Annotated in this window: 21 protein-coding genes and 2 pseudogenes; 16 read left to right on the top strand and 7 right to left on the bottom strand. The window is 57.4% G+C overall.

Features of this window, described 5'->3' with window-relative positions; all coding sequences use genetic code 11:
• Positions 1 to 8: 8 nt before the first annotated feature.
• Positions 9 to 635, bottom strand: coding sequence for an acyl-homoserine-lactone synthase TraI (gene traI / locus ACP7E0_RS22095; RefSeq protein ID WP_426127838.1), 627 nt, complete (start codon positions 633 to 635; stop codon positions 9 to 11).
• A 389-nt stretch (positions 636 to 1,024) separates the two neighbouring features.
• Between traI and repA the strand changes: the two genes are divergently transcribed.
• The 3 genes from repA (at position 1,025) to repC (ending at position 4,673) form a co-directional block, all read left to right on the top strand.
• Complete coding sequence (repA, locus tag ACP7E0_RS22090) at positions 1,025 to 2,227, top strand: plasmid partitioning protein RepA (protein WP_426127984.1); 1,203 nt, start codon at positions 1,025 to 1,027, stop codon at positions 2,225 to 2,227.
• A gap of 78 nt (positions 2,228 to 2,305) precedes the next feature.
• Positions 2,306 to 3,304 carry a plasmid partitioning protein RepB gene (repB, locus tag ACP7E0_RS22085; RefSeq protein ID WP_426127836.1) on the top strand — a complete coding sequence of 333 codons (999 nt, stop codon included), beginning with the start codon at positions 2,306 to 2,308 and terminating at the stop codon, positions 3,302 to 3,304.
• 154 nt (positions 3,305 to 3,458) lie between these two features.
• A complete protein-coding gene (gene repC / locus ACP7E0_RS22080) occupies positions 3,459 to 4,673 on the top strand; it encodes a plasmid replication protein RepC (protein ID WP_426127834.1) in 1,215 nt (404 codons plus the stop codon).
• A 63-nt stretch (positions 4,674 to 4,736) separates the two neighbouring features.
• On the opposite strand, the pseudogene ACP7E0_RS22075 reads toward repC, so the two are convergent.
• A pseudogene (locus tag ACP7E0_RS22075) lies at positions 4,737 to 5,330 on the bottom strand (alpha/beta family hydrolase).
• A gap of 479 nt (positions 5,331 to 5,809) precedes the next feature.
• On the opposite strand from ACP7E0_RS22075, the gene ACP7E0_RS22070 reads away from it, so the two are divergent.
• The 3 genes from ACP7E0_RS22070 (at position 5,810) to ACP7E0_RS22060 (ending at position 7,147) form a co-directional block, all read left to right on the top strand.
• Positions 5,810 to 6,016 (top strand): cold-shock protein, encoded by a 207-nt coding sequence (locus tag ACP7E0_RS22070; RefSeq protein WP_062603015.1) that lies wholly within the window; start codon positions 5,810 to 5,812, stop codon positions 6,014 to 6,016.
• A 220-nt stretch (positions 6,017 to 6,236) separates the two neighbouring features.
• Positions 6,237 to 6,668 (top strand): antitoxin Xre-like helix-turn-helix domain-containing protein, encoded by a 432-nt coding sequence (locus ACP7E0_RS22065; RefSeq protein ID WP_426127982.1) that lies wholly within the window; start codon positions 6,237 to 6,239, stop codon positions 6,666 to 6,668.
• Positions 6,665 to 7,147, top strand: coding sequence for an RES family NAD+ phosphorylase (locus ACP7E0_RS22060; RefSeq protein WP_426127832.1), 483 nt, complete (start codon positions 6,665 to 6,667; stop codon positions 7,145 to 7,147). Before ACP7E0_RS22065 ends, ACP7E0_RS22060 begins: the two co-directional genes overlap by 4 nt.
• Positions 7,148 to 7,400: 253 nt before the next feature.
• Here ACP7E0_RS22060 and ACP7E0_RS22055 read toward each other — a convergent pair whose 3' ends face one another.
• On the bottom strand, positions 7,401 to 8,513 hold the full coding sequence (locus ACP7E0_RS22055; protein WP_426127830.1) for a tyrosine-type recombinase/integrase: 1,113 nt from the start codon (positions 8,511 to 8,513) through the stop codon (positions 7,401 to 7,403).
• A 358-nt stretch (positions 8,514 to 8,871) separates the two neighbouring features.
• Complete coding sequence (locus ACP7E0_RS22050) at positions 8,872 to 9,369, bottom strand: AbiJ-NTD4 domain-containing protein (protein WP_426127828.1); 498 nt, start codon at positions 9,367 to 9,369, stop codon at positions 8,872 to 8,874.
• Positions 9,370 to 9,414: 45 nt separating this feature from the next.
• On the opposite strand from ACP7E0_RS22050, the gene ACP7E0_RS22045 reads away from it, so the two are divergent.
• Positions 9,415 to 10,776, top strand: coding sequence for a DUF6035 family protein (locus tag ACP7E0_RS22045; RefSeq protein WP_426127826.1), 1,362 nt, complete (start codon positions 9,415 to 9,417; stop codon positions 10,774 to 10,776).
• A 290-nt stretch (positions 10,777 to 11,066) separates the two neighbouring features.
• On the opposite strand, the pseudogene ACP7E0_RS22040 reads toward ACP7E0_RS22045, so the two are convergent.
• A pseudogene (locus ACP7E0_RS22040) lies at positions 11,067 to 11,198 on the bottom strand (HTH domain-containing protein); the annotation flags it as partial.
• 94 nt (positions 11,199 to 11,292) lie between these two features.
• Here ACP7E0_RS22040 and ACP7E0_RS22035 point away from each other — a divergent pair.
• Entirely contained in the window at positions 11,293 to 11,904 is a 612-nt protein-coding gene (locus ACP7E0_RS22035) for a glutathione S-transferase family protein (RefSeq protein WP_426127824.1), read from the top strand.
• 567 nt (positions 11,905 to 12,471) lie between these two features.
• On the top strand, positions 12,472 to 13,221 hold the full coding sequence (locus ACP7E0_RS22030) for an SDR family oxidoreductase (protein ID WP_426127822.1): 750 nt from the start codon (positions 12,472 to 12,474) through the stop codon (positions 13,219 to 13,221).
• Between the two features lie 261 nt (positions 13,222 to 13,482).
• On the opposite strand, the gene ACP7E0_RS22025 is transcribed toward ACP7E0_RS22030, so the two are convergent.
• Together ACP7E0_RS22025 and ACP7E0_RS22020 are read right to left on the bottom strand one after the other, a co-directional pair.
• A protein-coding gene (locus tag ACP7E0_RS22025; protein ID WP_426127820.1) for an IS3 family transposase occupies positions 13,483 to 14,585 on the bottom strand; the annotation gives its coding sequence in 2 pieces (ribosomal slippage) (positions 13,483 to 14,324 and positions 14,324 to 14,585; 1,104 coding nt in all).
• A gap of 533 nt (positions 14,586 to 15,118) precedes the next feature.
• The gene (locus ACP7E0_RS22020) at positions 15,119 to 17,023 is read right to left on the bottom strand and encodes a diguanylate cyclase (protein WP_426127819.1); all 1,905 of its coding nucleotides are present in this window, start codon (positions 17,021 to 17,023) and stop codon (positions 15,119 to 15,121) included.
• A gap of 1,000 nt (positions 17,024 to 18,023) precedes the next feature.
• Between ACP7E0_RS22020 and ACP7E0_RS22015 the strand changes: the two genes are divergently transcribed.
• The 7 genes from ACP7E0_RS22015 to ACP7E0_RS21985 all read left to right on the top strand — a co-directional run bounded on the left by ACP7E0_RS22015 (position 18,024) and on the right by ACP7E0_RS21985 (position 25,530).
• Positions 18,024 to 19,271 (top strand): ABC transporter substrate-binding protein, encoded by a 1,248-nt coding sequence (locus tag ACP7E0_RS22015; RefSeq protein WP_426127817.1) that lies wholly within the window; start codon positions 18,024 to 18,026, stop codon positions 19,269 to 19,271.
• A gap of 111 nt (positions 19,272 to 19,382) precedes the next feature.
• A complete protein-coding gene (locus ACP7E0_RS22010; protein ID WP_426127815.1) occupies positions 19,383 to 20,411 on the top strand; it encodes a carbohydrate ABC transporter permease in 1,029 nt (342 codons plus the stop codon).
• Between the two features lie 10 nt (positions 20,412 to 20,421).
• Positions 20,422 to 21,303, top strand: coding sequence for a carbohydrate ABC transporter permease (locus tag ACP7E0_RS22005; RefSeq protein ID WP_426127813.1), 882 nt, complete (start codon positions 20,422 to 20,424; stop codon positions 21,301 to 21,303).
• A gap of 5 nt (positions 21,304 to 21,308) precedes the next feature.
• Positions 21,309 to 22,373, top strand: coding sequence for an ABC transporter ATP-binding protein (locus ACP7E0_RS22000; RefSeq protein ID WP_426127811.1), 1,065 nt, complete (start codon positions 21,309 to 21,311; stop codon positions 22,371 to 22,373).
• 54 nt (positions 22,374 to 22,427) lie between these two features.
• Positions 22,428 to 23,738 carry a histidinol dehydrogenase gene (gene hisD / locus ACP7E0_RS21995; protein WP_426127810.1) on the top strand — a complete coding sequence of 437 codons (1,311 nt, stop codon included), beginning with the start codon at positions 22,428 to 22,430 and terminating at the stop codon, positions 23,736 to 23,738.
• On the top strand, positions 23,738 to 24,502 hold the full coding sequence (locus ACP7E0_RS21990; protein WP_426127808.1) for an SDR family NAD(P)-dependent oxidoreductase: 765 nt from the start codon (positions 23,738 to 23,740) through the stop codon (positions 24,500 to 24,502). Before hisD ends, ACP7E0_RS21990 begins: the two co-directional genes overlap by 1 nt.
• Positions 24,502 to 25,530, top strand: a complete 1,029-nt coding sequence (locus ACP7E0_RS21985; RefSeq protein WP_426127806.1) for a LacI family DNA-binding transcriptional regulator — start codon at positions 24,502 to 24,504, stop codon at positions 25,528 to 25,530. Before ACP7E0_RS21990 ends, ACP7E0_RS21985 begins: the two co-directional genes overlap by 1 nt.
• Positions 25,531 to 25,555 lie beyond the last annotated feature (25 nt).

Here is a 25,555-nt window from a genome sequence, read left to right as displayed (position 1 = left end):
GGCTTCTCCTAAGCTGCACTTACCTTGGACAGGTGGAAATCGGAGCGATAGCTCGGCGGCTTGACGCGGTCGAAACTCGCCTGGTCGGCCGCCAGGAGGCCGGCGACGCTGTTCGTCTCGTTGATCATTTTTGGCTCACCAAGACGGGACATGGGCCATCCGGCACGGAGGAGCAGTCGCTCAAATCGGACGTCGGTCGCTGTCGCGATCTCGCGATAGCCGTAGAGTAAGCACCACTCGATGATGCCGGCGAACATCATCAAGGTAATGTCGTGAAGTGACCCCTCCCCTCTCCTCTCGCGTAACGTCGTGTCGACACAGAAGCGAGAGCTCTCGACCATTGCTGGATGAGCGTTGAGGGTTCCAGACGCGAGAAGCTGGGGGAAGGTACGCTCCAGCATGGTAGGCCCGATTGCCGGGAGCAGCCGTGCGCAGCCAACGACGCGAGAGCTTCCGGCGACAGTCAGAATGTAGGTCGGTTGAAGATTATCGAACTCGTCATATTCACGACCATCTCGCACCGTGACATTCCAGGAAAGGCGGGATCCGAAAATCTCGGACCGGAGCCTGTGCATGTCGTTCAGCAGCAAAACGTCTTCGCAAGATGCAGGGTTGCTAAGTGCAATGACCTTCATGTGACAACTCCACTGGTGTCAGGTGAAGCAGAACTGCATGCCGGTGCGAACGAGGAATAGTCCCAAATTTAGGACTACGATTCGGGGTTCCCAGCGGTTTCCCCATCTCGGACGGGGAGCCTCGACGATGATTCATGTGGAGAGGGCTCCCAAATTTGGGAGTGAAACTGCAGTGGGAAGTTAAGCGTTCACCCACTTCATCTACCTGAAAAGACAGAATAATATGCGAATTGGTGTGGGCACGCGGCCATTGATTCTTTGAAGCTGTTAACCAACCATTAACCAAAAAGCCCTTGCCGGGTCGAGAGAATCGCCCATAGTAATCACGCTTTAGAGGTGAAGTGCCTCGGAAAAGCGTTATTCTTAAGGTGGCGGCGAAATTGGACGTGATGGCGAACTTGAACATCAGCGATGACAAGGACTTCGACGAGGAGATCCTTGAGCAGGGTGAGCTCATTTCCGACAAGCTCAACATGCTCCGCCTTGAGCAATATCCGCCCAACGCGGAGAAGGGCCTGCGCCTGTTCTCGTCTGTCGAAGTTGCCGACTATATCGGTGTATCACAGAATCACATCAAGAAGCTTCACCTTGAAGGGAAAGGCCCTGTGCCTGAGGTGACGGGGTCAGGCCGCCGCTCGTATACCGCGGAGCAAATGCTTGAGCTGAGGCAGTTTCTCGACAAGCATGGGAGATCGGATTTCAAGCGATACGTTCCGCACCGGCGGCCGGGTGAAGCGCTGCAAGTCATATCCGTTGTGAACTTCAAGGGCGGAAGCGGTAAGACGACCACAGCGGCGCACCTGGCGCAGTACCTTGCCCTGACAGGACATCGCGTTCTAGCCATCGACCTCGATCCCCAGGCGTCACTAACAGCCTTGCATGGGATACAGCCGGAGCTCGACAAGAACCCATCTCTCTTCGAGGCGTTGCGCTATGACGATCAGCGCAAGTCAATCAAGGAGGTTATTCAGCCCACGAATTTCCCAGGCCTAGACATTATTCCAGCGAACCTTGAGCTCCAGGAATATGAATATGAGACGCCGCTCGCTGCCTCGGACAAGAGTTCGCCTGAAGGCCGGATGTTCTTCACCCGCATCTCTATGGCTCTCAGGGAGGTTGATGACCGCTACGACATCGTCGTGATCGACTGCCCACCACAGCTCGGCTATCTCACCCTGACCGCGCTGACTGCATCGACCTCGGTACTGATCACTGTCCATCCGCAGATGCTCGATATCATGTCGATGAGCCAGTTTCTGCTGATGCTCGGCGGGATTCTGCAATCCATCAAAAGCGCTGGAGCGATTGTTCGGCTGAAGTGGTTCCGCTACCTCGTCACCCGCTATGAGCCGACCGATGGGCCGCAGGCCCAGATGGTCGGATTCATGCAAGCCATGTTCAACAAGCGGATGCTTCAGAACCAGATGGTGAAGTCGACGGCGGTTTCCGACGCAGGCATCACCAAGCAAACCCTCTACGAAGTTGAACGGAGCCAATTCACCCGGTCTACCTACGATCGTGCGATGGAGTGTTTGAACGGCGTGAACAAGGAAATCACCGCTCTTGTGCATAAAGCGTGGGGCCGAAAATGATCGATTTTCTTGACAGCCGTGCAGAATGGCAATTTTCACATAGAAATCAGGATGATGAGCGGAAGTTGAGAGGTGATAATGGCTAGGAAGCATTTGCTGACGAGCGTTAGCTCTTCGCCGACCCAAAAAACGATCGATGGTAACCCCTCGGAAGCACGGGCCGACTATGCAAGGCGCGGTGCTTCGCGTTCGATGATGCAATCTCTCGATGAGATGGCAGAGAACTCGATGCGCGTTCTCGAGGGAGAGACGATCGTCAAGTTGGATCCCGACATGCTCGACGCCTCGGCCTTTGCCGACAGGATAAGCGATAACGAGGAAGAGTTCGCGGGCCTGATGGAAGCGATCAAGCAGGCAGGTCAGTCATCACCTATCCTGGTTCGCCCTCACCCGGATGAGCCGAACCGATACATGATCGTGTACGGCCATCGACGGGCTCGTGCAGCGAAAGAGCTCGGCATCAAGGTACGCGCAGTCGTCAAACCGCTTGAAGACATTGCTCATGTCATCGCGCAGGGACAGGAAAATACCGCCCGCGCCAATCTCTCGTTTATTGAGAAATCACTGTTTGCCAGAAAGCTCGGCAATAGCGGCATGAAAAAAGACACCATCAAGACTGCATTGACGGTCGACGATACCCTGTTGTCGCGCATGTTGTCCGTCGCAGACACCATTCCCGAAGCCATTTTGGACGCAGTGGGCTCGGCAAAAGGCGTCGGTCGTGATCGGTGGGAAGATGTCAAAAAACTGGTCACGGATCCTGCCCGCGCCAATTGGGCGGTCGAGTATGTCGCCAGCGATACTTTCAAAGGGATTGCAGCTGACGGACGCTTCAACGCGCTCCTTGCGCATTTGAAGCAATTCAAAAGACCCCAATCAAAGTCTAGCAAGCCTTTGGAGAAATCCTGGGGTCTAGCGGAAAAGGCCGTGGTGGTTTCGACCAAGGATGCGGGCCGGGCTTTTACGCTGTCGCTCAAGTCGAAGGACGCGTCGCGCTTCGGTGCCTTTTTATCTGAACGGTTGGAAGATCTCTACGAGGACTTCCAACGAAATGAAACCCAGCGAACAGGAGACTGAACCGCAAAAGAAAAAGGCCCCCAAACGTCGCCGTCGTGGAAGCCTTCCTCATCGTGTAGCAACGTGAGAATCGCATTTCCCCGAATCACAGTCAAGAGTCTTTGGCGTCTTTTGAGCGAGCGGACTTCTTTTGCCTTCTGAAAGGTGAAGAAAAATGCAGACGGGAAGTGTGACGACGCCCTTTGGGCGGCGGCCAATGACGCTTGCCTTGATAAAAGGCCAAATCGAATCGGCCGACATCAAGCCAGGCAAATCAGTTGATAAGTGGAGGATCTATCGGGACGTCTGTGAGGCACGTGCGTTCCTGGGGCTGAGGGACCGTGCCTTGTCAGTCCTCAACGCGCTGCTGTCGTTCTATCCGGAGACGAACCTTGTCGATGGGAACAAGCTTGTGGTTTTTCCATCGAATGCGCAGCTCTCCACCCGCGCCAATGGGATAGCAGGGACGACGCTTCGCGAAAACCTGGCGGTTCTCGTGAATGCCGGCATAATCCATCGCAAGGATAGCCCGAACGGCAAGAGATACGCCCGGAAGGATCGCTCAGGCGACCTTCAAGATGCCTTTGGGTTCAGCCTGGCGCCGCTCTTGGCCAGATCAGAGGAACTCGCTCGCTTGGCTCAGCAGGCCGCTTCGGATCGGCAACACTTGAAAGTCATCAAGGAGAAGATTTCGCTTTGCCGGCGCGATATTCGAAAGATACTCACCGCTGCAATGGAAGAGGGCGCATCAGGCGACTGGGGGAAGATTGAAGCCCATTATGTTGGAGTTGTGGCTCAAATCGCCAAAGCGCGAACAGCTGAGGCTCTGAGTGGCATTCTCGATGAACTGTCGATGTTGCTCGAAGAGACGCTCAACGCTCTGGAAAATCAGTTAAATTCAGAAAAATCCGACACCAATGATGACGTAGAGCGTCAGCACATACAGAATTCAAATACCGAATCCATCAATGAATCTGAACCTAGCTCCGAAGAAGAGCAGGGCGGAAAATCCAGTCAAGCCATCAGGCAGTCGAACGAGGCGATCAAGGCGTTCCCACTTGGCTTGGTGCTGAGGGCCTGCCCGGAAGTGACTATGTATGGGCCTAACGGGACGATCAGCAGTTGGCGCGAACTGATGTCGGCGGCGATTACGGTCCGATCAATGCTGGGGGTGAGCCCGTCGGCGTATCAGGATGCCTGCGACACCATGGGTCCTGAAATGGCGGCGGCGGCGATCGCCTGCATCCTTGAGCGGGGAGGCCACATCAACTCGGCTGGTGGATATTTACGGGATCTGTCACGGCGAGCCGAGAAGCGTGAGTTCTCGCTCGGTCCGATGCTGATGGCGCTGGTTCGGGCCAATGGCAGCGCTGAACGGCAGACGGGTTAGGTAGGATCATGGCCTACGGTGCACGGCGAGTCCGCCGCCTGCGGGTAGCGCTGTGGACCTCGCTCAGGCATCCAATGCCTCAGTCCATCGCTTCACCGCCGTTGCCATCGAGGCGAGATGATCTGATACCGTGGACCCCGAAACAGTTTTGCGCGGCTTGAGGTCGTGGTCCCCGTCTTCGAGCCAGAAGATGTCGATCCGATCGGATAAGGTGTAGTTTGAAATCTCCTTACCATTTCCGAATTCGTCCCTCTTGCCCTGGCAGATCAGCGTGGGTGTCTGAATTGTTTCGAGGTGCTGTGTTCGAAGGCTCAAAGGCTAGCCAGGAGGATGGAATGGATAGCCGAGGCAAAGCAAGCCGACGATTTTGTCTGAGGCATGGAACTCGTCGGCGATCATGCTGGCCACGCGGCCACCCATCGACTTACCGCCGATGATAAGTGGCCCTTGGACGTCAAGCGACTCGATGGCAGAGCGATACTCGGGGATCAGCTTTTCTGCCTTTGGCGGCGGCTTCCTCGAAACGGATGTTCTGCGTGACGCCATATAGTCGAATTCGAAGCGGGCGACGCGAAAGCCGATTGCAACAAGCGCGGCCGTGGCTGCAGTCATGGACTTTGAGTCCATCGGGGCGCCGGCACCATGCGCCAGCAGGATTGTAAGGGGTGCATCAGTCGCCCCTCAATGAGGAAATCGGTCACGGGTTTCATGGGTCTTTCTCAGCTCCAGTGGCATACACAGAATGTGAGCCTTCCGGGTTATTGCAATGCCCCATTTGAAAGTCGGTTTGCGTGAAATGGCTCGCTTGTCTGAAGTCAGTGAGACAATACACCAATGCCGGGGCCGGCTATTGGAGAAAAGGGGAGAAGGTTCCGTATCCGCCAGTTTCAACCGACCTGCCGATCCTTCACATTTTTTACCTTTCGTTCACCATGCGAAGTTAGTGTGTGCTGCCTCGCGTTGTAGTTCTGCGTCCGCGAGGGTTATCCGTAACTGCGCCTCATCGACTTGGACCCGAGCCCTGGGGAATTTCATGTAAGCCAGAAAGCTTCTTTGCTTTTTTGGCCTAGCTACCTATGCTTGCTGCGAAGAGCCAGCGGCCCTTCATCTGAAGAGAACAATGGGAGAAAGCCGAGATGGCTACAGGTACGGTAAAGTGGTTCAACGCAACGAAGGGTTTTGGGTTCATCCAGCCTGACGACGGCGGCACTGATGTGTTTGTCCACGTGTCGGCGGTGGAGCGGGCTGGTATGCGTGGATTGAACGATGGACAGAAGATCACCTATGAATTGGTGAAGGACCGCAAGTCCGGCAAGATGTCGGCCGATAATTTGCAGGCCTGAAACGCCTGCGATTTTGATATAGCGATAAGGCGTCGGGTCGATCCCGGCCACTCTTTTACCGTCGGCGAGAAGGGGATCACGCCAACGTATCAGAGTGTGCCAACCGGAAAAGGTCAGCCGAAGTCCCTGCGAACGAGACGTCTTCCGAGGGGGCTCATTTCTGCTTGCTATCTGCCTCATGTGAGGCTATATTTCGCCTCAACTGAAAAAGGAAGAGATGATGCTCGCATTCTCAGGTGTAGCCGATGTGCTGGGCCTTCCGGCAAAGGAGATCGCTTCGCGTTCCCCGTTTGGATTGATGTCCCGAATCGAGGACGGATTGCCAATCGGCGCCCTCGAGCGAGTTGCTCACCTTCTCGCACCGAGCGATGCGCAGTTCAAATATCGATTAATTGCGAAGGCTACCTATGAGAGGCGCAAGACCGCGCTGCGTCTGTCTTCGGACGAGGGCACGCGTCTTGCGCGGGTAGCTCGCGTCTGGAGCCTGGCGTTGGATGTCTGGCAAACGGAAGAGGAGGCTCGGGATTTCCTGTTTCGCTCCCACCCTATGCTGGAGGACAGACGCCCCATCGACGTCGTTATTCAGAGTGAGATCGGTGCGGAGCTTGTTCTCGACGTTCTTGGAAGTCTGAAATATGGCAGTGCTGCGTGACAGCGCAGGTTCTCGACCGAACATTGACCAGCTTCAGGATTGGCGATCCCGGTGGCGCCTATCCTATTTTTGACGCAACCGGCTCCACGATAGCGCCGGGCCGGTGGAACACGCCAGGCAGTCCTTTAATCTACACCAGTGATCACTATTCCACGGCGTTGCTCGAGAAACTGGTGCACGGTAGCGGCCGACTGCCACCGAACCAGCACTACGTCGAGATAACGCTTCCCCTCGGCTTGTCCTACGAGGTCTTTTCTCCGCCGGCGCTACCGGGATGGGACAGCATGCCGGCGACGGTCAGCAAGGAATTTGGTGAACGGTGGTGTTCCGAACGGCGCAGCGCCATCCTCTTGGTGCCGAGCGTCGTGGCCAGGCTCGATCATAATGTATTGATCAATCCGGCCCATCCGGAGTTCGCAATGATCAGCGCCAGTCTGCACCAGCCGGTGTACTGGGATCGCCGTCTTTTCGGAACCTAGGCGCGCGGGAAACCCCATCATATCATCGTCATCCACTTGAGTTGGCCGTCGATTTGCAAAAGAGCCCGCTTTCCCATTCAAGAGGAAAGGGCCTGAAACCGGCGCCAACAAATCTGTCGCATTTGGTCGGCCATCGCGCGTTGTTCGGCACTCCTGTGGCTTTTACTTCCCGATTTCAATTGAAGCGCTAAGCTGAAAATCCAACTCGTACTTTTGACCTAACGGTTTCATCACAGCGGCAGGGGAGGGGACTTTAAAGCCCCGACGCCTTGGTAAGATTGGTGCGGAAGCGATCGCGCCGCCGCTGATATTTGCGCGTCATCTCGGCCGACGCATGGCCCAACTGTTTCTGAACGTAGCGCTCCTCAATGTCGGCCGATGAGGCAAGGCCGGCGCGCAGCGAATGACCTGAAAACAGCAGCGCCCGTTCTCGTTCTGGAAGATCGGAGCGGACGCCGGCGGCGAGTGCCGTCTGTTTGACCAGGCGAGCGACATGCTTGTCGGAAAGCCGTTCGACGTCGACAGTCTTGTTGTCCTTGAAGATGCGCCGGAAGAGGGCGCCTCTGGCGATTCGGCCGAAGCGAATCCAGCTTTCAAGGGCAGCAACGGGGCAGGTCTGGTCGGAAGCGCCGCGACCGACCTCGACCTCGCGCCATCCGGTCTTGCCGCGCAGCGTCACCAGAACGCCCTGGTCGGGAAAAATCTCGATCCAGCCTTGGCCGTCGCTCTTGTCGTCGCGAACGATGTCGAGGCCGACGAGCTCGGAGCGCCGCAGACCGCCGGAAAAGCCCAGCAGCAGGATAGCCCGGTCGCGCAGCCCCCTCAGATCATGGCCGAGCGTATCGACCATCGCCTTGATGTCGTCGCCAAGCACGGCCTCTTTCTGCCGCGGCGGCTTTCCGTGCTTTCGGCGAATGCCGGCGAGGACCGTTGCAATATGCCGGTCGGAACGATCCATTGGCTGGCCACGCTGGGTAAAGCTCCAGGCCAGGCCGGAGAGACGCCGTTCGATTGTCGCGACGGAGAGGGGAGGGATCCCGCGCTTGTTATTGCCGGCCGCGGTGTCAAAGACACCGCCTGAAGCGCAGGCGCCGATGTAGAGGCCGATGACCTGGCTTGAGGGTGGCAGCGGGTCAAAACCTTCTTGGCGGCACCAGGCAGTGAAATGCCGCCAGTCCTTGGCGTAGGCGCTGCGGGTATTCTCGGAACTGGCGGCGTTGGCGTAGGCTGTGGCGGTCGCAACGAGGGATTCCAGCCGCGCCGAAGGAGGTGAAGCGCCGCTTTCGATGACGAGATCGACACCCTCGGAAGGATCGTGCTCGGCAAAATGGTCGATTTTGGGCGTGTCTGCCGGGGGATTTTGCATGATTTGGGACGCTATCATCATATGTCCGGTAATGGAAGGTTACCGGACATAAAACAGCATCGACGGGTTGTGCGGTTTGGCCAAATTTTTTGGAACGGAAGTGCACGCTCGATTAATCCGTCCCGGCCAGGGATCTATGACAATTGCGCCGGTCCCCTCGAAGTCCTTGACGTTGCGGGTGACCACTGCGAGCCCCTGGATCAGGGCTGTCGCCGCAATCAACGAAGGATTGCCATACGATCGGCACGGTTTGTGCGATCAATCGTAGTTCGAAATCATTCGGCCACCGAGATATCGCTATCCTCCAGGAACTGGCGGGGGTCGCGATGGAAGCCCGTGCTCTTTGCCGAAAAGACGGTCACCCAGAGAACATCCAGTTCGAAGGCCGACCGATGTGGGAGAAAGTCTCTGCAAAGGCCTCAACGGCTTGCTGCGTGGCAATTGCGAAGGTCTCATCGCCTCGAAACACTATGCCTTCTGGGTTCTTCAGTTCCCAGCCTATACCTTTTTCGTGAAAGACACGATTGAGCTCGGCTTCGAATTGCTGCTGTTTGTCGGGCCGGGTCTCGAAACTGCGCCAGAGGGCCTCCGCCACATCGTAGACCTTGTACCACGCGCATTCGCGCAAGAGGCCGAGGACTTCATCCCATATATTGGGATATTCACTCCAGTTACTTGGATCGGGAGCTTCAAGCAGAACACCACAGACGATCGTCCGGATTGCTGTTGCGCTGAGCTGACAGTCACGTGCGGTTTTCGCGATGTGATACCGCAGGAAGTCGGGTGCATCCTCGCGAATGGTGATCTCTGGCTCCAGCTCCCGATATCCATGGCGTTCGGAAAAGGACGCGCTCATCTGCACCCCTGTTGAAGTAACTTTGACGCTCAGGAGTTGCGCATTTTGCGTTCGGGAAAGCAACCGAATCTGCGTAGTCTGGAAAAGGACTTTAAAAGAGGAGCGTCAATGCACGGTAACGTCACGATTGATCCGCTTGCGCCCGCGGTGGCGGTGGAAAATCCAGCGATTGCCGAGATCCTCGATCTTGAGAGCGGCGAGTTACTGGACGCTGCGACGTTTATTTCTGAGAGGCGCTATGACCGTCTGGTCGCGGAACGTGTCTCAATCCGCGAGAGCTTTTCCCGCAAGCCAAGGTTCGGCTGCGGTCTGTGTGCGATCCCAGTCTATCTGGTCGCATCACACCAGAAGCGATTCTTTTTTAGACATTCGCGCGAGGACGGGTCCTGCCCGTCGATCACCCGCTCGGAATTGTCGCGGGACGAAATCCGTGCGCTAAAATATGCCGGGCAGCGCGAGAGCCTGGCGCATCAGCGCATCAAAGACCGCATTGTTCGAAGCCTCCAATCCGATCCTGCAAATAGTGAAATCCTAATCGAGCGCCAGTGGCGTTCGGCGCGCGATGGGGAAAGCCGCCGGCAACCGGATGTCCAGGCCGTGACACCGTTCGGTCGGATTGCCTTCGAAGCCCAACTGTCCACCACATTTCTCGATGTTGTCACCGGCAGGCGATCCTTCTACCGCGACGAAGGGGCACTATTGGTGTGGGTCATGGCCGGGTTCGAACCCACCTATCGCAGGATGGCCACCGATGACCTGCTGTTTTCCAACAACTCCAACATTCTGGTGGTCGATGAGGAGACGGCGAGACTTTCCGAGCAGAGTGGTGTCTTCCAGATTCGCGCCCACTACAGGATTCCGGAATTTGTCGCTGGCGAGCTGAGGGACCGCTGGGCGTCGGAGATCGTCGCCTTCCGGGATCTCACGGTCGACCCCAACACACAGACTGCCTGGTTCTTTGATTACAATGGTGAGGCGACGAGGCTCCTTGAGGGCCAAGCTCAGCAAGCGCTCGGACGAGACGATGATCTGAGGAAGCGCATCATCGCATTCTGGATGTCGCGCTACCAGCAAACGCCCGAACCTGTCTCGCGTGAGGCAGACTGGCAGCGGCTTTTGGCGGAGCTTTCCGAGCGAGGCGTGACGCCTCCCCGGAGTGACCGTTATGATCGGGCTGTCACGGGATTGATGAATGGCATTCTGAGTGCCCGAGAAATGCGCCCCATCGGGTGGGATTTCAAGTCGCTGGTCCAGGTTGCACACAAGGTTGCCGATGGGTACCCGCAACATGTCTTGGCTATGGGGTTTGCAATTCGAGCCTTCGGTTGCGCAGAACTGATCGCCGCGCAAGACAAGTCCCACAAGTGGCAAAAGCGCTCCACGTTAATTCGCGCAAAGTTCGTTTGAAGTTTGTTTTTCCCGACATTGGCTCCATGGTTGAACGGTTCCTGCAAGAAAAGATGCCGCACAGCAATTTCTAGGTTCCGACGAGAGTTGGCCTCAGGATGCAACCCCTCGCGCCAAGCCGTCTGCTGCGCGGACGTCTGGTTCTTTACCCTGGGGCAAATCAGACCCGTATCAAAGGCATTGGCGTTTGAGAAAGATATGTCGTTGCTATCCTTTGCAAACATCTTTGTGTCGCTGGTTCGGATCCTTTCAAGGCGAAGACGCGGGCAAGGCATTTTTGCGCGAATTCATAGGCTCTCGATGTCCCTATAGAGCGAACGCAACGACACGCCGGTCTCCTCGGCAAGGCGCGCGGCCGTCACCGGGGAGGGGAGAGTGCGAAGCGCCTGGAGCAGGCGGAACAGACGATCACTACGAGCCATGACTTTGGAGGATAGATGAAGCCTACTGACGGAAACTGGCAGTTGGCGGACTGTACAAGATCCGCATTGCCGAACGCAACCGAGGATCCAGACTATGCTGACTCTCTTTCACGCCCCCCGCTCGCGCTCGACGCGTATCGTCACCCTGCTTCGCGAACTACACGCCATCGACAAGGTCGCGATCGAGATCGTCGACATCACCCGCGGCGATGGCAGCGGTCGCAAAGATCCGAAGAACCCGCATCCGGAAGGCAAGGTGCCGCTGCTCGAGCACGACGGCGTCGTCATCTGGGAGAGCATCGCGATCATTCAGTACCTGACGGATCTCTTCCCGGAAAAAAAGATGGCGCCTCTTGCCGGCGATCCGCAGCGCGGTCGGTATCTCAGCTGGCTCGCCTGGTATGCCGGCGTGGTCGAACCTGTGCTGATCATGCAGGCAGCCGAGATCTCCCATCCTTTTGTGGATTTTACCTTCCGCAGCCCGGCGGAACTTGCGGCACGCCTCGAAACCGCGCTCAAGGATCGGCCCTATCTGATGGGAGAGCGATACACAGCTGTCGATCTGCTGCTGCATTCGCCCTTTGCTTGGTACCCTGCAGCGACGCCGGACAGCGACGTGGTTAAGGCCTGGATTGAGCGTTGCGGCGAGCGGCCATCGCTGCAATGGACTGCCGACTATGACGCCCGCACCGTGGTTGCGGCTTGATCGCTGGCACTGGCCGCTCTGACCGGGCGGCCACTTTCGCGTGAGATTGATCGCGCTCTTCACCCCCTTACCGCAAGCAGCTCCGGAAGCATCGCGAGCACCATGATTCTGGCCAGCGCGCCTATTTTATCCGGACAAGGCGTCGTTAGTTCATCTTCTTTCAAGACCGTCAGGATATTTTGCAAACAACACAGTTATGAAGGTTCAGTTCTATCGCCTTTTATCCTGATCGCGATCGATTCTAGGATCCGCGCCGACACTCCGCGCTAGCCTTCATACGGCCCTGTTCACAATAAGCGTTTCCTTTAGAAACTCGAAGGCCTTCTTGCCAATTAGGGTGATAGCGATAGTAACTAAGGAATGGTTCGCACCACGGGTCTAGTAAACTGACGAGGCGGCCTCGGCTAAGGCAGCGTTGTACTCAAGCAGACACCGTGATCGAAAGTTTCATCGCCAGCCGCAAGCGTTTTGTGCCGTGGGGGTGCGGAGCGTGGCAGTGTAGCAGGAATCGGGTGGCAGGGCGTTTAGTCCATTGCCTATGATTGAGCTCCCAACAAGGAGTGAATTATGGGAATGCTGCAAGACAAAGTCGCCATTATAACTGGAGCATCATCAGGGATCGGCCGCGCCACAGCGATGCTGTTTGCCGCCGAAGGTGCTGCCGTGGTCTTGAATGCTCGTGGTAAATGGGGCTTGGAAAAAGTCGCTGAGGCTATCCGGGGTCAGGGCGGGAGCGTTCACCTGGTGGTGGGCGATGTGGGCCAACCGGACACACACGATGAACTGGTTGCTGACGCCGTGCGTGTTTTCGGTGGCTTGGATATTGCTTTCAACAATGCAGCAACAGTCGGACCAATAAAGCCACTCGCAGAGGTCACTTTCTCAGAATGGCAGGAGACACTAGCGACCAACCTGACCTCAGCCTTTGTGGCAAGCCGCAGCCAAATCCCCGCTCTCCTGGAAAGAGGCGGTGGCTCTATCATATTCACGTCAAGTTTTGTCGGCACCAGTGTCGGTCTTCCGGGCATGGGCGTCTACGCAGCGTCCAAGGCCGGATTGATGGGGCTCGTAAAGGGGATCACCGCTGACTATGCCAGCAGCGGCCTCAGGGCAAACGCACTTATGCCCGGCGGCTCTGATACCGCGATGGCTGGCGACGAAGCGCAGAAGGAATGGGCTGCAGGTCTGCATGCTATGAAACGAATAGCGCAACCGGAAGAGATTGCCCAAGCTGCCCTGTTCCTTGCCAGCTCAATGTCTAGTTTCGTCGCGGGATCTGCTTTGTTTGCCGACGGTGGAAACTCGGCTGTGAAGTAGCGCTAAAACTAAAAGATGCGGTCGCCACTAAATCGTCAAGCGTTCTAAGTGACGCTTGACGAGATCGGGTGCTCGCTTGCAGGGATCGGTCCACTGTACATCTACGACTGCTATGCGACAACCAGCCATACAAACTAACGTTTCGATGCGCTGCTTCTTGACCTGAGACCCATCTTCCCTCCAGTTTTCGGGAGAGTTTTCGGTTTTCTTGCTCTGGGACCAAACTTTGGACCGCCGGAAGCTGGAGTTTTCCGGCTCTGATCACGATGGCTGGCTGGTTGCGCCACCGGGATTATGCAGGGCGATCGGGACGTTATATCCGATCGCCGAGTGAGGACGTTCCTCGTTGTAGTACCTGCGCCAAGTCTCCAACTTTTCGCGCGAATCCGCAAGGGTCAGGAACCAATGGGCGTTCAGGCATTCGGACCTGAGCTTGCTGTTGAAGGCCTCGATGAAGCCGTTGTCAGTCGGTTTGCCAGGTCGTGAGAAGTCCAGGGTGACGTTGTTGGCATAGGCCCACAGGTCGAGATCACGGGAGATGAATTCGCTGCCATTGTCCACCCTGATCGTCTTCGGATAGCCGGTCTTCCGGCAGATGCCTTCCAGGGTCTGGACGACATCCTCGCCTTTGTAGGTGTAGCGTGCATCGGCGGCCGGGCAGTAACGCGAGTGGGTGTCGACCACGGTCAGGATGCGCAGCTTCTTGCCGGTCGCGAGCTGGTCGTGAACGAAGTCCATCGCCCAGACATCGTTCGGCCCGACAGCCTCCTGGCGATCGTCTCTAAGCTTTGCCTTGACCCGGCGCTTCGGATGCTTGTTGCGCAGCTGAAGGCCTAACTCGCTGTAAATCCTGCGTGTCTTCTTCATGTTGATCTTCCAGCCATCTCGGCGCAAATGCACATGAACGCGGCGGTAGCCATACCGCACGCGTGTCTCGCAAATCTCCTTGATGCGTCGTTCGAGCGGGGCCTGTCCGGTGCGGCGGGATTTGTAGTGGTATGTCGAGGTGTCGAACCTCAGGACCTTGCAGGCCCGTCGGATCGATATGCCCCAATCCACCAGCATCCCGTCGATCAGCTTGCGCTGCCGGGCAGGCCTCAGAGCTTTCGCCGGATGACGTCCTGGAGCATCTCGCGGTCCAACGTCAGGTCCGCGACGATCTTCTTCAGTCTGGAATTCTCATCCTCCAGAGCCTTCAATCGACGCATCTCGTCGGGCAGCAGACCCGCATACTTCTTGCGCCAATTGAAATACGTCGCCTGGCTGATCCCCGCCTTCCGGCAGATCTCCGCCACCGGCACACCGTCATCGCCCTGCTTCAAAATAAACGCCTTCTGGGCGTCCGAAAACTTCGATGCCTTCATACTTCCGCTCCTTTTCCCAGCCGGGAAAATACCGCGGAAAACTCCAGTTATGAACGGTCCAGTTTTTGGGGATCAGAGCAATTGCAGTCGGGGATATAAGATATGGATAAAATGTCCAGATAGCGGAGACGACAACTTAGATTACTGATGGCTCAGTAACGCTCTTGGGCCGAATTTGTTCATTTGCATTATCAAAACAAACTCAAGCTACGTGGTGGCGCGTCATGTATCGCGTGCAGAGCTGGTAAGAGCCAGAGGCATTATAGGTGAGGATTAGGCGTCGGCGCGCGCGCATTCTAAGATTAGACGTTACGCAGCGCCTGGATTGACGAAAGAAGGGCGGTGTCCTGGTTTAACCCGCTTGTTGAAAGCGAAATCCATGCGACCGCCTTCCCATGTTTCACCGATCCACGGGCCAGGAAAATGCGCGAATGGCGGTGTCGCAGCCGCTCCACGGAGGGGCGGAGGCGAAGGACGTTGGGCATTCATGCATTTGGTGTTATCTTGACCTGCGGGAGGCCCGACCGGTCAACTTACTTTAATTTGGCGGTCACAAGGGTCGGCTTGGCGGGCTGCCATGTCCGGACGAGGTCGCGGCCGGCAGCCTTGGCGACATAAAGGGCCTCGTCGGCGCGCATGACAAGCCGACCTGCATCTGGGCCAAAAGTGTTGTTAGGAAGGGTAGCGACGCCGATACTCGATGTGACGATGCCCTTCTCACTGCCGGTATGGGCGATGTTGAGTTCCCGTATCCTGTTGCGCACCTTATGCGCCAAAGTAACCGCACCTTCTTCCGGCGTGTTGGGGAGGATCAAAACCATCTCCTCGCCGCCATAACGCGCCACACGATCGGTGGGTCGTCCAGCGGTTGCACGCAGGCAGTCGGCGATGGACCTCAGGCAGGCGTCACCATTCGTGTGACCGTATGTATCGTTGAAGGCTTTAAAGCGATCCACATCGAGCATCAGGAGGCTCAACGCCCCTTCGCCGCGCCCGACACGCTCAATCTCTTCTGCAAGGACGGCATCGAATGCTCGCCTGTTCAAAAGTCCAGTCAATCCGTCTGTTTCAGCCAGTTCCGCGAGCCGAGAGTTTAACTCACCCATAGCTCGTTCACTCTGCTTGGCCTTGGTGATATCCGAACAGACCACGAAACATGTACCATCGGCCGCGGGGCGGGTTCGAGATTCGATCCACCGCCCATCGAAAAGTGGAAAGTGTACCGTCCCGGCGTGCCGCAGTTTCAGGACAGCCGCGTTCACCCACTCCGTCACGTTATCACTCGCCATGCCGACAAGTTCGCCACGGGCAATCGAGGCGTAAAGGATAGAGGCCGCGGGCGTGCCCGGGACGCGCAGATCCGCTGTTCGTGGAAACATCGCGCGGTATTGCTCATTGCAGAAAACCAGATTGAGATCCTTATCGAACATCACCAATCCATCGGCCATATTTTTGAGAGCAGCAGCGAACTTGTGTTCACTGAGCGCCAGCGCTTCTTCGAGCTGTTTCTTTGCCGTAACGTCACGATTGTGGGTGATGAGGCCGGTTACCCGTCCATTGTTAAAGAGAGGTGCCTTGAGGGTCGAGAGCCATGCCTCTGACCCGTCGCGATGGGTCAGATGCTGCTCAATGACACAAGACGTTCCACCGTTAAGGACTTTGTCCTCGTCCTCCTTGAAGCTCTGAGCGATCTCAGGCGGATAGAAGTCGAGGTCTGTCTTACCGATCAACGCCTCGACATTCTCAGCCTTCATCAGTTGAGCAGTTGCCGGATTTGCGAGAACGAAGCGTCCGTCCGTATCCTTGACGTTCAAGCAATCGGGAAGACTGTCGATCACTTCTTTGTAGATGTGGTTTTTAAGGATCGCCTCCCGCCGGCGCATCTCGTTTTCGATAGCGAGCGAAACCATGAGGGTCGCTGCGAAAACGACAATGGTAACAGGGAGGAGCACTGTCGATAAAACGGTCGCAAGAGTTTCGCTCGGCAAGGCCAGAAAGCCTAATAACCCACTTAGGGCGACGGTCGCCGAAAATACGATAATGCCGGGTATTGAGGGACGATGCTTCCTCCTCAGGAAGTAAGCTATGATGCCAACTGTGGCGGCGATGGTGATTCCCGTCAGCCCGGCAATCGTACCCGCGCCACCCGCATAGATTCTAAATGCTGCAGCTAGAGCCGTTGTGACCACCATCGGAACTGGCCCGCCGAAAAAGCCGGCTACCGCTATAAGCGTGGTACGCAAGTCAATAAAAATACCCTTCTCGATCTGGAAAGGTAGCAGCATCACCGTGACGGCACCCATTCCCAGCAGAAGGCCAAATCCCAGTTCCCGGGCAATTTTCGACTGTACGCGCGAGAACGGAATATTGCTCCAGACTGAAATCAGCAGAGCAAGAATGGCCAGATTGGCGAGAAGATCGTGCCAAGGGGTATTCAAAGATGCCTCCACGGCTTGAACGCCAGAAGCGGCGGAACAGTATCAGTGGATAGTGATGTGCCACGTAAAATTTTCGGTTAACGGGATCCCTTTTTTAGGGATCATGGCAATGCTCGCGCACGCAGAAACGAATTTTAGTTTGATTGAAATCCGTAAAAGACGTTCTGTTTTTGCATGCCAATTTTTGCTTCGGGAAATTTCTCTCCCGACCGTACCGGACGGGTAATTTGGCCTTCATTTACACGCTAATCGCAGGTACTCCTAACTTATGCATCCCTTCTCTGGAAAGGCGCTTCCTCAACGTCTTCATTACCACTGCCAATGCATATTGACCCGCCCTCATCCGGCGGGATTGTTTTCAGCCGACGTCATATAAACGGAGCTCGCATGCGACTGGATATGCCACCGCTTGTAATGGGTTGGCACCGTCACCACGGCTGTACGTATCAGCAATGATATTTTGCGCATCTTTTACAAAAATGCGCGCACAGGCCCAGTTCCTTCAAAGCAAGTCGACTCCAAAACAATCCCACCGATTGCGCGTCAGTGACCGGCTTCCTACGCCCAGGCCGGCAGGAACTTCACAGGCGCCTATGACAGCCCGCGCAGTCATCATCTGCTCCAGTCCGCCCGTCTTAACAAATCGAAACATTTCATAATCTTCTGGTCGGGTGAGCGGTGACAACAGTCCTTGGATGCCCATCCATCGAAGGATTCACAATTGAACTTTATCGACCCAAGCACACAAGACGCCAGTCGTTTCAACCGGTCGGCCGTAGATGGCGTTAAAATGCCCTTCATTCAAACATACCGCACCAATGCGCTATCCACGTTTTGCACAACGGTGCGGGACCATCCAAAATAAATTTGCATACGCCTGCAAAAATACTTGCATACGTATGCAGTCCGACTATGATGCTTGAAAATAAGCCGGGAAAAAACGGCGGGAGCAAGAAAGCGGCCTCCGTGTGCGGGCGCCGGTAACAAAGAAAGTGGGAACATGAAAAGATCAGCTCTATTCGCATCGACTGCTTCCCTCGCGCTCGCAAGCCTTGCGGCAGCTCTGCCTGCTAATGCGGACTGTGGTATCGAGAAAGGCTCGGTGCGCATTCTCTCTAACGATTTCGAGGCTCTGCGCCTCGCCGCGGCCGAGGCCGCAAAATGCGCTTCGGCAACCGTCAAGGTCACCACGAACCAGACGACCGAGCACAAAAATCTCCAGGTTCCGGCGCTGAAGATCAATCCAGCTGAATATACGGTCGCGGTCATCGCCAATAATTCGATCGTACCGCTGCTCAATGAAGGGCTTATTCGTCCGCTCGACGAACTCGTCGCCAAGTACGGCGAAGACCTGCAGCCGACGCAGTTGATCAAGCTCGACGGCAAGGTCATGGCGATTGCGTTCATGGGCAACTCGCAGCATCTCTTCTTCCGCAAGGACATCTTGGAAAAGGCCGGCCTGCAGCCGCCAAAGTCCTATGAGGATATCCTGGCTGCTGCCAAGGTGATCAAGGAAAAGGGCCTGATGGAATATCCGCTGGCAGCCTCCGACAAGGCCGGTTGGGATCTCGCGGCTGAATTCGTCAACATGTATCTCGGCTACGGTGGCGAGCTCTTTGCCCCGGGCTCGGCGGCACCGGCTATCAGCAACGAGAAGGGTCTCGCCACGCTCGGCACGATGAAGGCGATGACCGAATACATGAACCCGGACTACATGACCTATAATGCCGACGAGATCATCAAGGTCTATGTCGCCGGCAAGGCCGCGATCATCAACGGCTGGGGCTCGCTTGCAAGCGGCGTGATCGATCCAGCGAAGACGCCGGCCGAGATTGCCAACAACACGGTGCTGTCAGCAGCACCAGTTGTCGCCGGCGGCTCGACCCCGGCCGGCGCTCTGTGGTGGGACGGATTCACTATCGCCAAGAACATTTCCGACGAAGATGCGGAGGCGTCCTTCCGGGCCATGGTCTATGGCATCCGCCCGGAAGTCGGCCAACAGAACCCGAATCTCGCAACTTGGCTGACCAAGGGTTACCAGCCCGGCCCGGCCTCTGTCGGCGTGCTCGAGACCGCCAATGGCGGTGCCAAGCCCTACCCGATGATGCCCTATATGGGCCTCCTGCATTCGGCGCTCGGTTCGGAACTCGCCGAGTTCATGCAGGGTCGCGAAAGCGCTGAGGAAGCACTGAAGGATGTCGAGGCGTCCTACACGGCGGCTGCCAAGGAAGGCGGCTTCCTGAAGTAATTTGCAAACGGAGCGCCGGCTCGCCCAGCACTCCTGCAGATTCTGTAGTCGACATGTCCGGCCTTGCGCGGGACGAACGCAACATCAAATTTTGAGCAAGGAGAAGGGTGCATGCCTCACAAGGCTTTCTTTGCCTTCATCATGCCATCGCTTGTCGCGATGCTGCTCTTTATCGCCCTGCCGATCTTCTCGGTCGCGGTACAGTCGCTCTACGTCCAGCACGAACGGGTCGTGACCGTTGTGGAAACCTGTACGCCGTTTGCCGGCTGCACAAAGGAAGCACGCGTCGATGCGGAAGCGACCGAGAAGCTGCGCAACGATGAGCCGCTCGGCCGCTTCAATGGTTTTGGCACATATGTCGATCGCAACCATCTGGCCGTCGCCGAGATTGGCGCGATCGTGTCCGACAATGCCGGGTTCAAGGATGCCCTATCGCGCATCTATAACCTGCCATTCTACCGTGCGCTCGCCTTCACGCTGACCTATACGTTCGTGGTCACGCCGCTCGCCATGCTGCTCGGCTTCTGCATAGCGCTCGGGGTTAACGCCATCCCGCCTTTCTACAAGGGGCCGGTGATCTTCTTCTCACTGCTGCCGATGATTGTCACGCCGCTGGTGGGCGCGATGATCATGTACTGGATGGCCTCCTCGCAGGGCATTCTTGGTGCTACGTTACAAAACATCTTCAACGACCCAACCCTGTCTTTGAAGTCTTCTGCTATGCTAACCTGGATCACGTTGCTCGCCTACGGCATCTGGCACAACGCCCCGTTCTCCTTCGTCGTCTTTTATGCCGGCCTGCAGACTGTGCCGCACGACACGATCGAGTCCGCCATGATCGACGGCGCCAGCCGGTGGGAGCGTGTCCGTTTCGTCATTATCCCGCATCTCATGCCGCTCGCCACTTTCGTGGCGCTGGTTCAGCTGATGGACAATTTCCGCGTCTTCGAACCGATCGTCGGCTTCAGCGCGGAGGCCAATGCCAGCTCGCTGTCCTGGTCGATCTTCAACGACCTGCGCGGTCAGGTCGATCAGCTGTTCGGTTCCGCTGCGGCCACCTCCATGCTGACGATCGTCGGTGTGATTATTCTCCTATCGCCAGTGCTGGTTCGCACCTGGCGCGAATTCAACCGTCGATAAGGGCGCCGCGATGAACGTGACACAACGCAAACAGCCCTTGTCCTTGTCCATTCTCACCACAGTCTTTGTGCTGGTGTGGGTCTTCACGGCGGCCTTCCCATTCATCTGGACGGTCTGGGGCTCTTTCAAGGTCGAGCAGGACTTCTTCTCCCGCGACAGCTGGTGGTTCGCCATCGAAGGCACGCGCACCATGGCCCAGACCGGCTCCGCCTTTACCGGCGACGGTTATTATGGCGCCTGGGTGCTGCGCGACTTCTTCTCCTCGGTCATCAATACGGGCATCGTCACTATTTCGGTGGTCGTCGTCTCGCTGACATTTGGTACACTCGGCGGCTATGCACTGGCCCGCTCAGGCTTTCGCTACAGTTTTTGGCTGCTGATGCTGGCGCTAGTGTTCCGTGCCATGCCGCATATCACGCTGGTTTCCGGTTATCTGCTGCCGTTCTTCCAACTGAACATCTGGGGCCATATGCCGACCGCGATCATTGTTCTGGTCGCGATCAACCAGCCGTTCACGCTGTGGATGCTGCACTCCTTCTTCCTGTCGATCCCCAAGGATCTGGACGAGAGTGCGATGGTCGATGGCTGCTCGCGGTTCCAGGCCTTTCGCCTGGTGGTCATCCCCGTCATGTGGCCGGGAGTGATTACGACGGGGCTGTTCTCGTTCCTGCTCGCATACAACGACTTTGCCGTGACCGCGATGCTGTTGTCGCAGCCGAACCAGACGATGGTTCCGAAGATCGCCAGCTTCCTCGGGACGATCCAGCAGGAGGGCAACGTCATGTTCGCTGTCGCTGCCGTTGTCTCGGCGACCGCGCCGCTCTTCGTGCTGGTCATGTTCTTCCAACGTCAGATTGTCAGCGGTCTTACCGCAGGCGCCGTGAAGGGGTAATCGTAATGGCTGAAATCCGCCTGAAAAATGTAACGAGACGCTGGCATAATTTCGTCGGGGTCGACAATTTCAACCTCGATATCGCTGATCAGGAATTTCTGGTCCTACTCGGCCCCTCCGGCTGCGGCAAGACCACGACTATGCGCATGATCGCCGGCCTCGAGGAAATCAGCGAGGGCGAGATCTGGCTAGGCGACCGTATGGTCAACAAGCTGGAGCCGAAAGACCGCGATATCTCGATGGTCTTCCAAAGCTATGGTCTTTATCCGAACATGACCGTCTACGAAAATATTCGGTTCCCGTTGCGTGTTCGCAAGGTTGCGAAGGAATTGCATCACGAGAAGGTCATGGAAGCCGCCCGCATGGTTGAGCTCACGGAATTTCTGGAGCGCCGGCCGGCGGCGCTTTCGGGCGGCCAGCGCCAGCGCGTAGCGCTCGGTCGCGCCATCGTCCGCCAGCCTTCCGTGTTTTTGATGGACGAGCCATTGTCCAACCTCGATGCCAAATTGCGTGTCTCGACGCGCGCCCAGATTAAGAACCTGCAGCATAACCTCAAGGTCACCACGATCTATGTCACTCACGACCAGATCGAGGCGATGACGCTGGCGGACCGGGTGGTGGTGATGAACAAGGGTGTCATCCAGCAGCTCGGCACACCGACAGAGATTTACGATAACCCCGCTAACACCTTTGTCGCTTCTTTCATCGGCTCGCCGGCGATGAACCTTGTTGCCGGGGATATCCAGAACGGCATGTTCCGTGGCCCTGGTATTACTATTTCGGGGCTGCAGACCAATGTAAAGGGGCCGGTGACGCTCGGCTTCCGCGCCGAGGATGCCTCGCTGGTTTCGGAAGGCGGCGAACTCGGAGCTGACATCTACTCGATGGAGCTGCTCGGCGAAGCGACGATGGCGAGCTTCCGGATGGGCGATCAACTCGTCTCGATCAAGTCCGGCAAGGAATACCGGACGCAGATCGGCGATGTCGTGCATGCGTCGATCCCGGCTTCGATCTGCCACCTCTTCGATGCCAAGACTGGCGTACGGATCGCGCGGACGCCGGCCAACTAAAAATCACGATCGGTGCGTGACAGCGCACCGGCAGTTTCCAAGGGAAGAAAGACCATGGCAGTCACCTATCTCAAGCGGGGCAAGCCCGAGGCACAGCGATCCGAGGACGACGCAAAGGTTCGTGCGATCGTGGAATCGACACTGAAGGACATCGAGACGCGCGGCGATGCGGCCGTGCGTGATCTCTCGGAAAAATTCGACAAGTTCTCCCCGCCGTCCTTCCGGCTCAGCCCATCGGAAATCGAGGCCGCGGTCTCAAAGGTCTCTGCCCGCGACATGGCCGATATCGAATTTGCCCAGACGCAGATCCGTCGCTTTGCGGAGGCACAGCGCGCCTCTATGACCGATATCGAAGTCGAAACGCTCCCCGGTGTCATTCTCGGTCATCGAAACATCCCGGTCCAGTCGGTTGGCTGCTACGTTCCCGGTGGCAAGTTCCCGATGGTGGCGTCTGCCCATATGTCTGTGCTGACGGCGTCGGTCGCCGGTGTGCCGCGCATCGTGGCATCTGCTCCGCCGCAGAAGGGCGAGCCGCATCCGGCCATCGTTGCCGCCATGCACAAGGCCGGCGCGCACGAAATCTATGTTCTCGGCGGCATGCAGGCGGTCGGCGCCATGGCGCTGGGGACCGAGACGATCAAGCCGGTTGATATGCTGGTCGGCCCCGGCAATGCGTTCGTCGCCGAAGCCAAGCGCCAGCTCTATGGACGCGTCGGCATCGACCTCTTCGCTGGCCCGACCGAAACGATGGTGATCGCCGACGAGACCGTCGATGCCGAAATGTGCGCGACCGACCTGATCGGCCAAGCGGAGCACGGCTACAATTCGCCAGCGGTGTTGCTGACCAATTCGGACAATCTGGCGCGGCAGACCATGGCCGAGATCGACCGTATCCTTGCGATCATTCCGACCACGGAGACGGCGACCGCATCTTGGCGCGACTATGGTGAAATCATCGTCTGCGATACCTACGAGGAAATGTTGGAGGTCGCCAATGATATCGCCTCCGAGCATGTGCAGGTGATGACGGATCGCGACGACTGGTTCCTGGACAACATGCATTCCTACGGCGCGCTTTTCCTCGGACCGCGCACCAATGTCGCCAATGGCGACAAGGTGATCGGCACCAACCATACGCTGCCGACGAAGAAGGCCGGGCGTTATACTGGCGGCCTGTGGGTCGGAAAGTTCCTTAAGACCCATTCCTATCAGAGGGTCCTGACGGATGAGGCTGCCGCCGAAATCGGCGCCTATTGCTCGCGGCTTTGCCTGCTGGAAGGCTTTGTCGGTCACGCGGAACAGGCGAACGTCCGTGTCCGCCGGTATGGCGGCCGCAATGTGCCCTATGGCGCGGCGGCTGCATAATGCAACTCCCGCGCACGCCCTCCTTCCGCCTCGACGGCAAGCGCGCACTGGTGGCGGGTGCTTCCTCCGGCATCGGCTTCGGCTGCGCGGTTGCTTTGGCGGAAGCGGGCGCGCATGTGGTGCTGTCTGCCCGTTCGCCAGGCAAGCTTGAGGAAGCGGTCGCAGCGATCCGAGCCGAAGGCTTTTCGGCTGAGGCACTGGTGCTCGATATCGCCGATGTCGAGGCGACCGAGGCTGCGGTCGCGGCGGGCGGACCGTTCCAGGTTCTGGTCAACAGCGCCGGCGTGGCTCGTCATGGCCCGGCTGTCGACACGACGCCGGATGACTTCGACGCCGTCTTCTCCCTCAACGTGCGTGGCGCCTATTTCCTCACGCGCGCGGCGGCGCGTGGGCTGATCGAGGCCGGTCAACGGGGCTCGCTGATCAACATTTCCTCGCAGATGGCGCATGTCGGTGGCATCGATCGCGCTGTCTACAGTGCCACCAAACATGCCGTCGAGGGCTTCACCAAATCGATGGCGATCGAATGGGGTCCGAAGGGCATCCGGGTCAATACGATCTGCCCGACCTTCATTCGCACCCCGCTGACCGAGCAAACTTTCTCAAAACCCGAACGGGTTCAGTGGATAAAGGAGAAAATCAAACTCGGTCGCATCGGTGATGTGGAAGACATTATGGCCGCCGTCACCTATCTTGCGGGCGATGCCGCAGCAATGGTGACGGGAACCGCGCTGATGGTCGACGGGGGTTGGACAGCAGACTGATGGCAAACGAGAAGGTCACTTCGAACGATGTTGCGCGCCTGGCTGGTGTCAGCCAGTCGGCGGTCTCGCGCTATTTCACCCCCGGCACGTCCGTCTCCAAAAAGACGGCAGAGAAGATCAAGGTGGCGGCAGACGAACTCGGCTACCGCCCGAACGTGCTGGCCCGCTCACTGATCACCGGCCGCAGCCGCATCATTGGCCTCGTCGTCGCTTACCTGGAAAACTACTTCTATCCTGAAGTGGTGGAGCGCCTGTCAAAGGCGCTACAGGACCAAGGCTATCATGTGCTCGTCTTCATTTCGTCGATCGCCTCGGAAAACGTCGATCAGATCACCCAGGAAATTCTCGACTACCAAGTGGACGGTATCGTGCTCGCATCCGCCAACATGTCGTCAGAGCTTGCCGGGCGTTGCCACGCATCCGGTGTACCGATCGTGCTGTTCAATCGGTTGCAGGATGATATCCGCCTGTCAGCCGTTACCTCCGACAACCGTGGTGGTGGCCGGGCGCTGGCTGATCTGTTAGTGTCTCTTGGCCATACCCGCTGCGGTTATATTGCCGGCTTCGAGGAAGCCTCGACACAGCGCGACCGCGAGGGTGGCTTTCTTGAAGGATTGCAGGCATCCGGTCTCGCGCTATTCGCCCGCGAGGTCGGCAATTTTCGCTATGAGGAGGCGCAGGCGGCAGCACGGCGGATGTTTTCCGGGCCAGACCGGCCGGATGCTGTCTTCGTCTGCAACGACCACATGGCCTTCGCTGTAATGGATGTGCTCCGCTTCGAGTTGGGCTTGCGCATCCCGGATGATGTCTCTGTCGTGGGCTTCGATGACGTGCCGCCAGCCCGATGGCCGGCCTATAACCTGACGACTATCCGCCAGAACGTCGACGACATGGTCGTCGAAACAGTGGCGTCGCTTATGCAAAGCATCAAGGAAGGCGACGGGACCGCGCGCCGCGTTGTCCTCGACTGCGCACTCGTGCAACGCGGCTCGACTGCCCAGAGGACTCAAGAAAAAGCGACACGATAGCGAACGCACGTAACGGAGCGAGGGC

The sequence above is a fragment of the Pararhizobium sp. PWRC1-1 genome (assembly GCF_049897905.1).
In the GTDB taxonomy this organism is placed as follows: Bacteria; Pseudomonadota; Alphaproteobacteria; order Rhizobiales; family Rhizobiaceae; genus Pararhizobium.
This window is presented reverse-complemented; position numbering and strand designations above follow the sequence as displayed.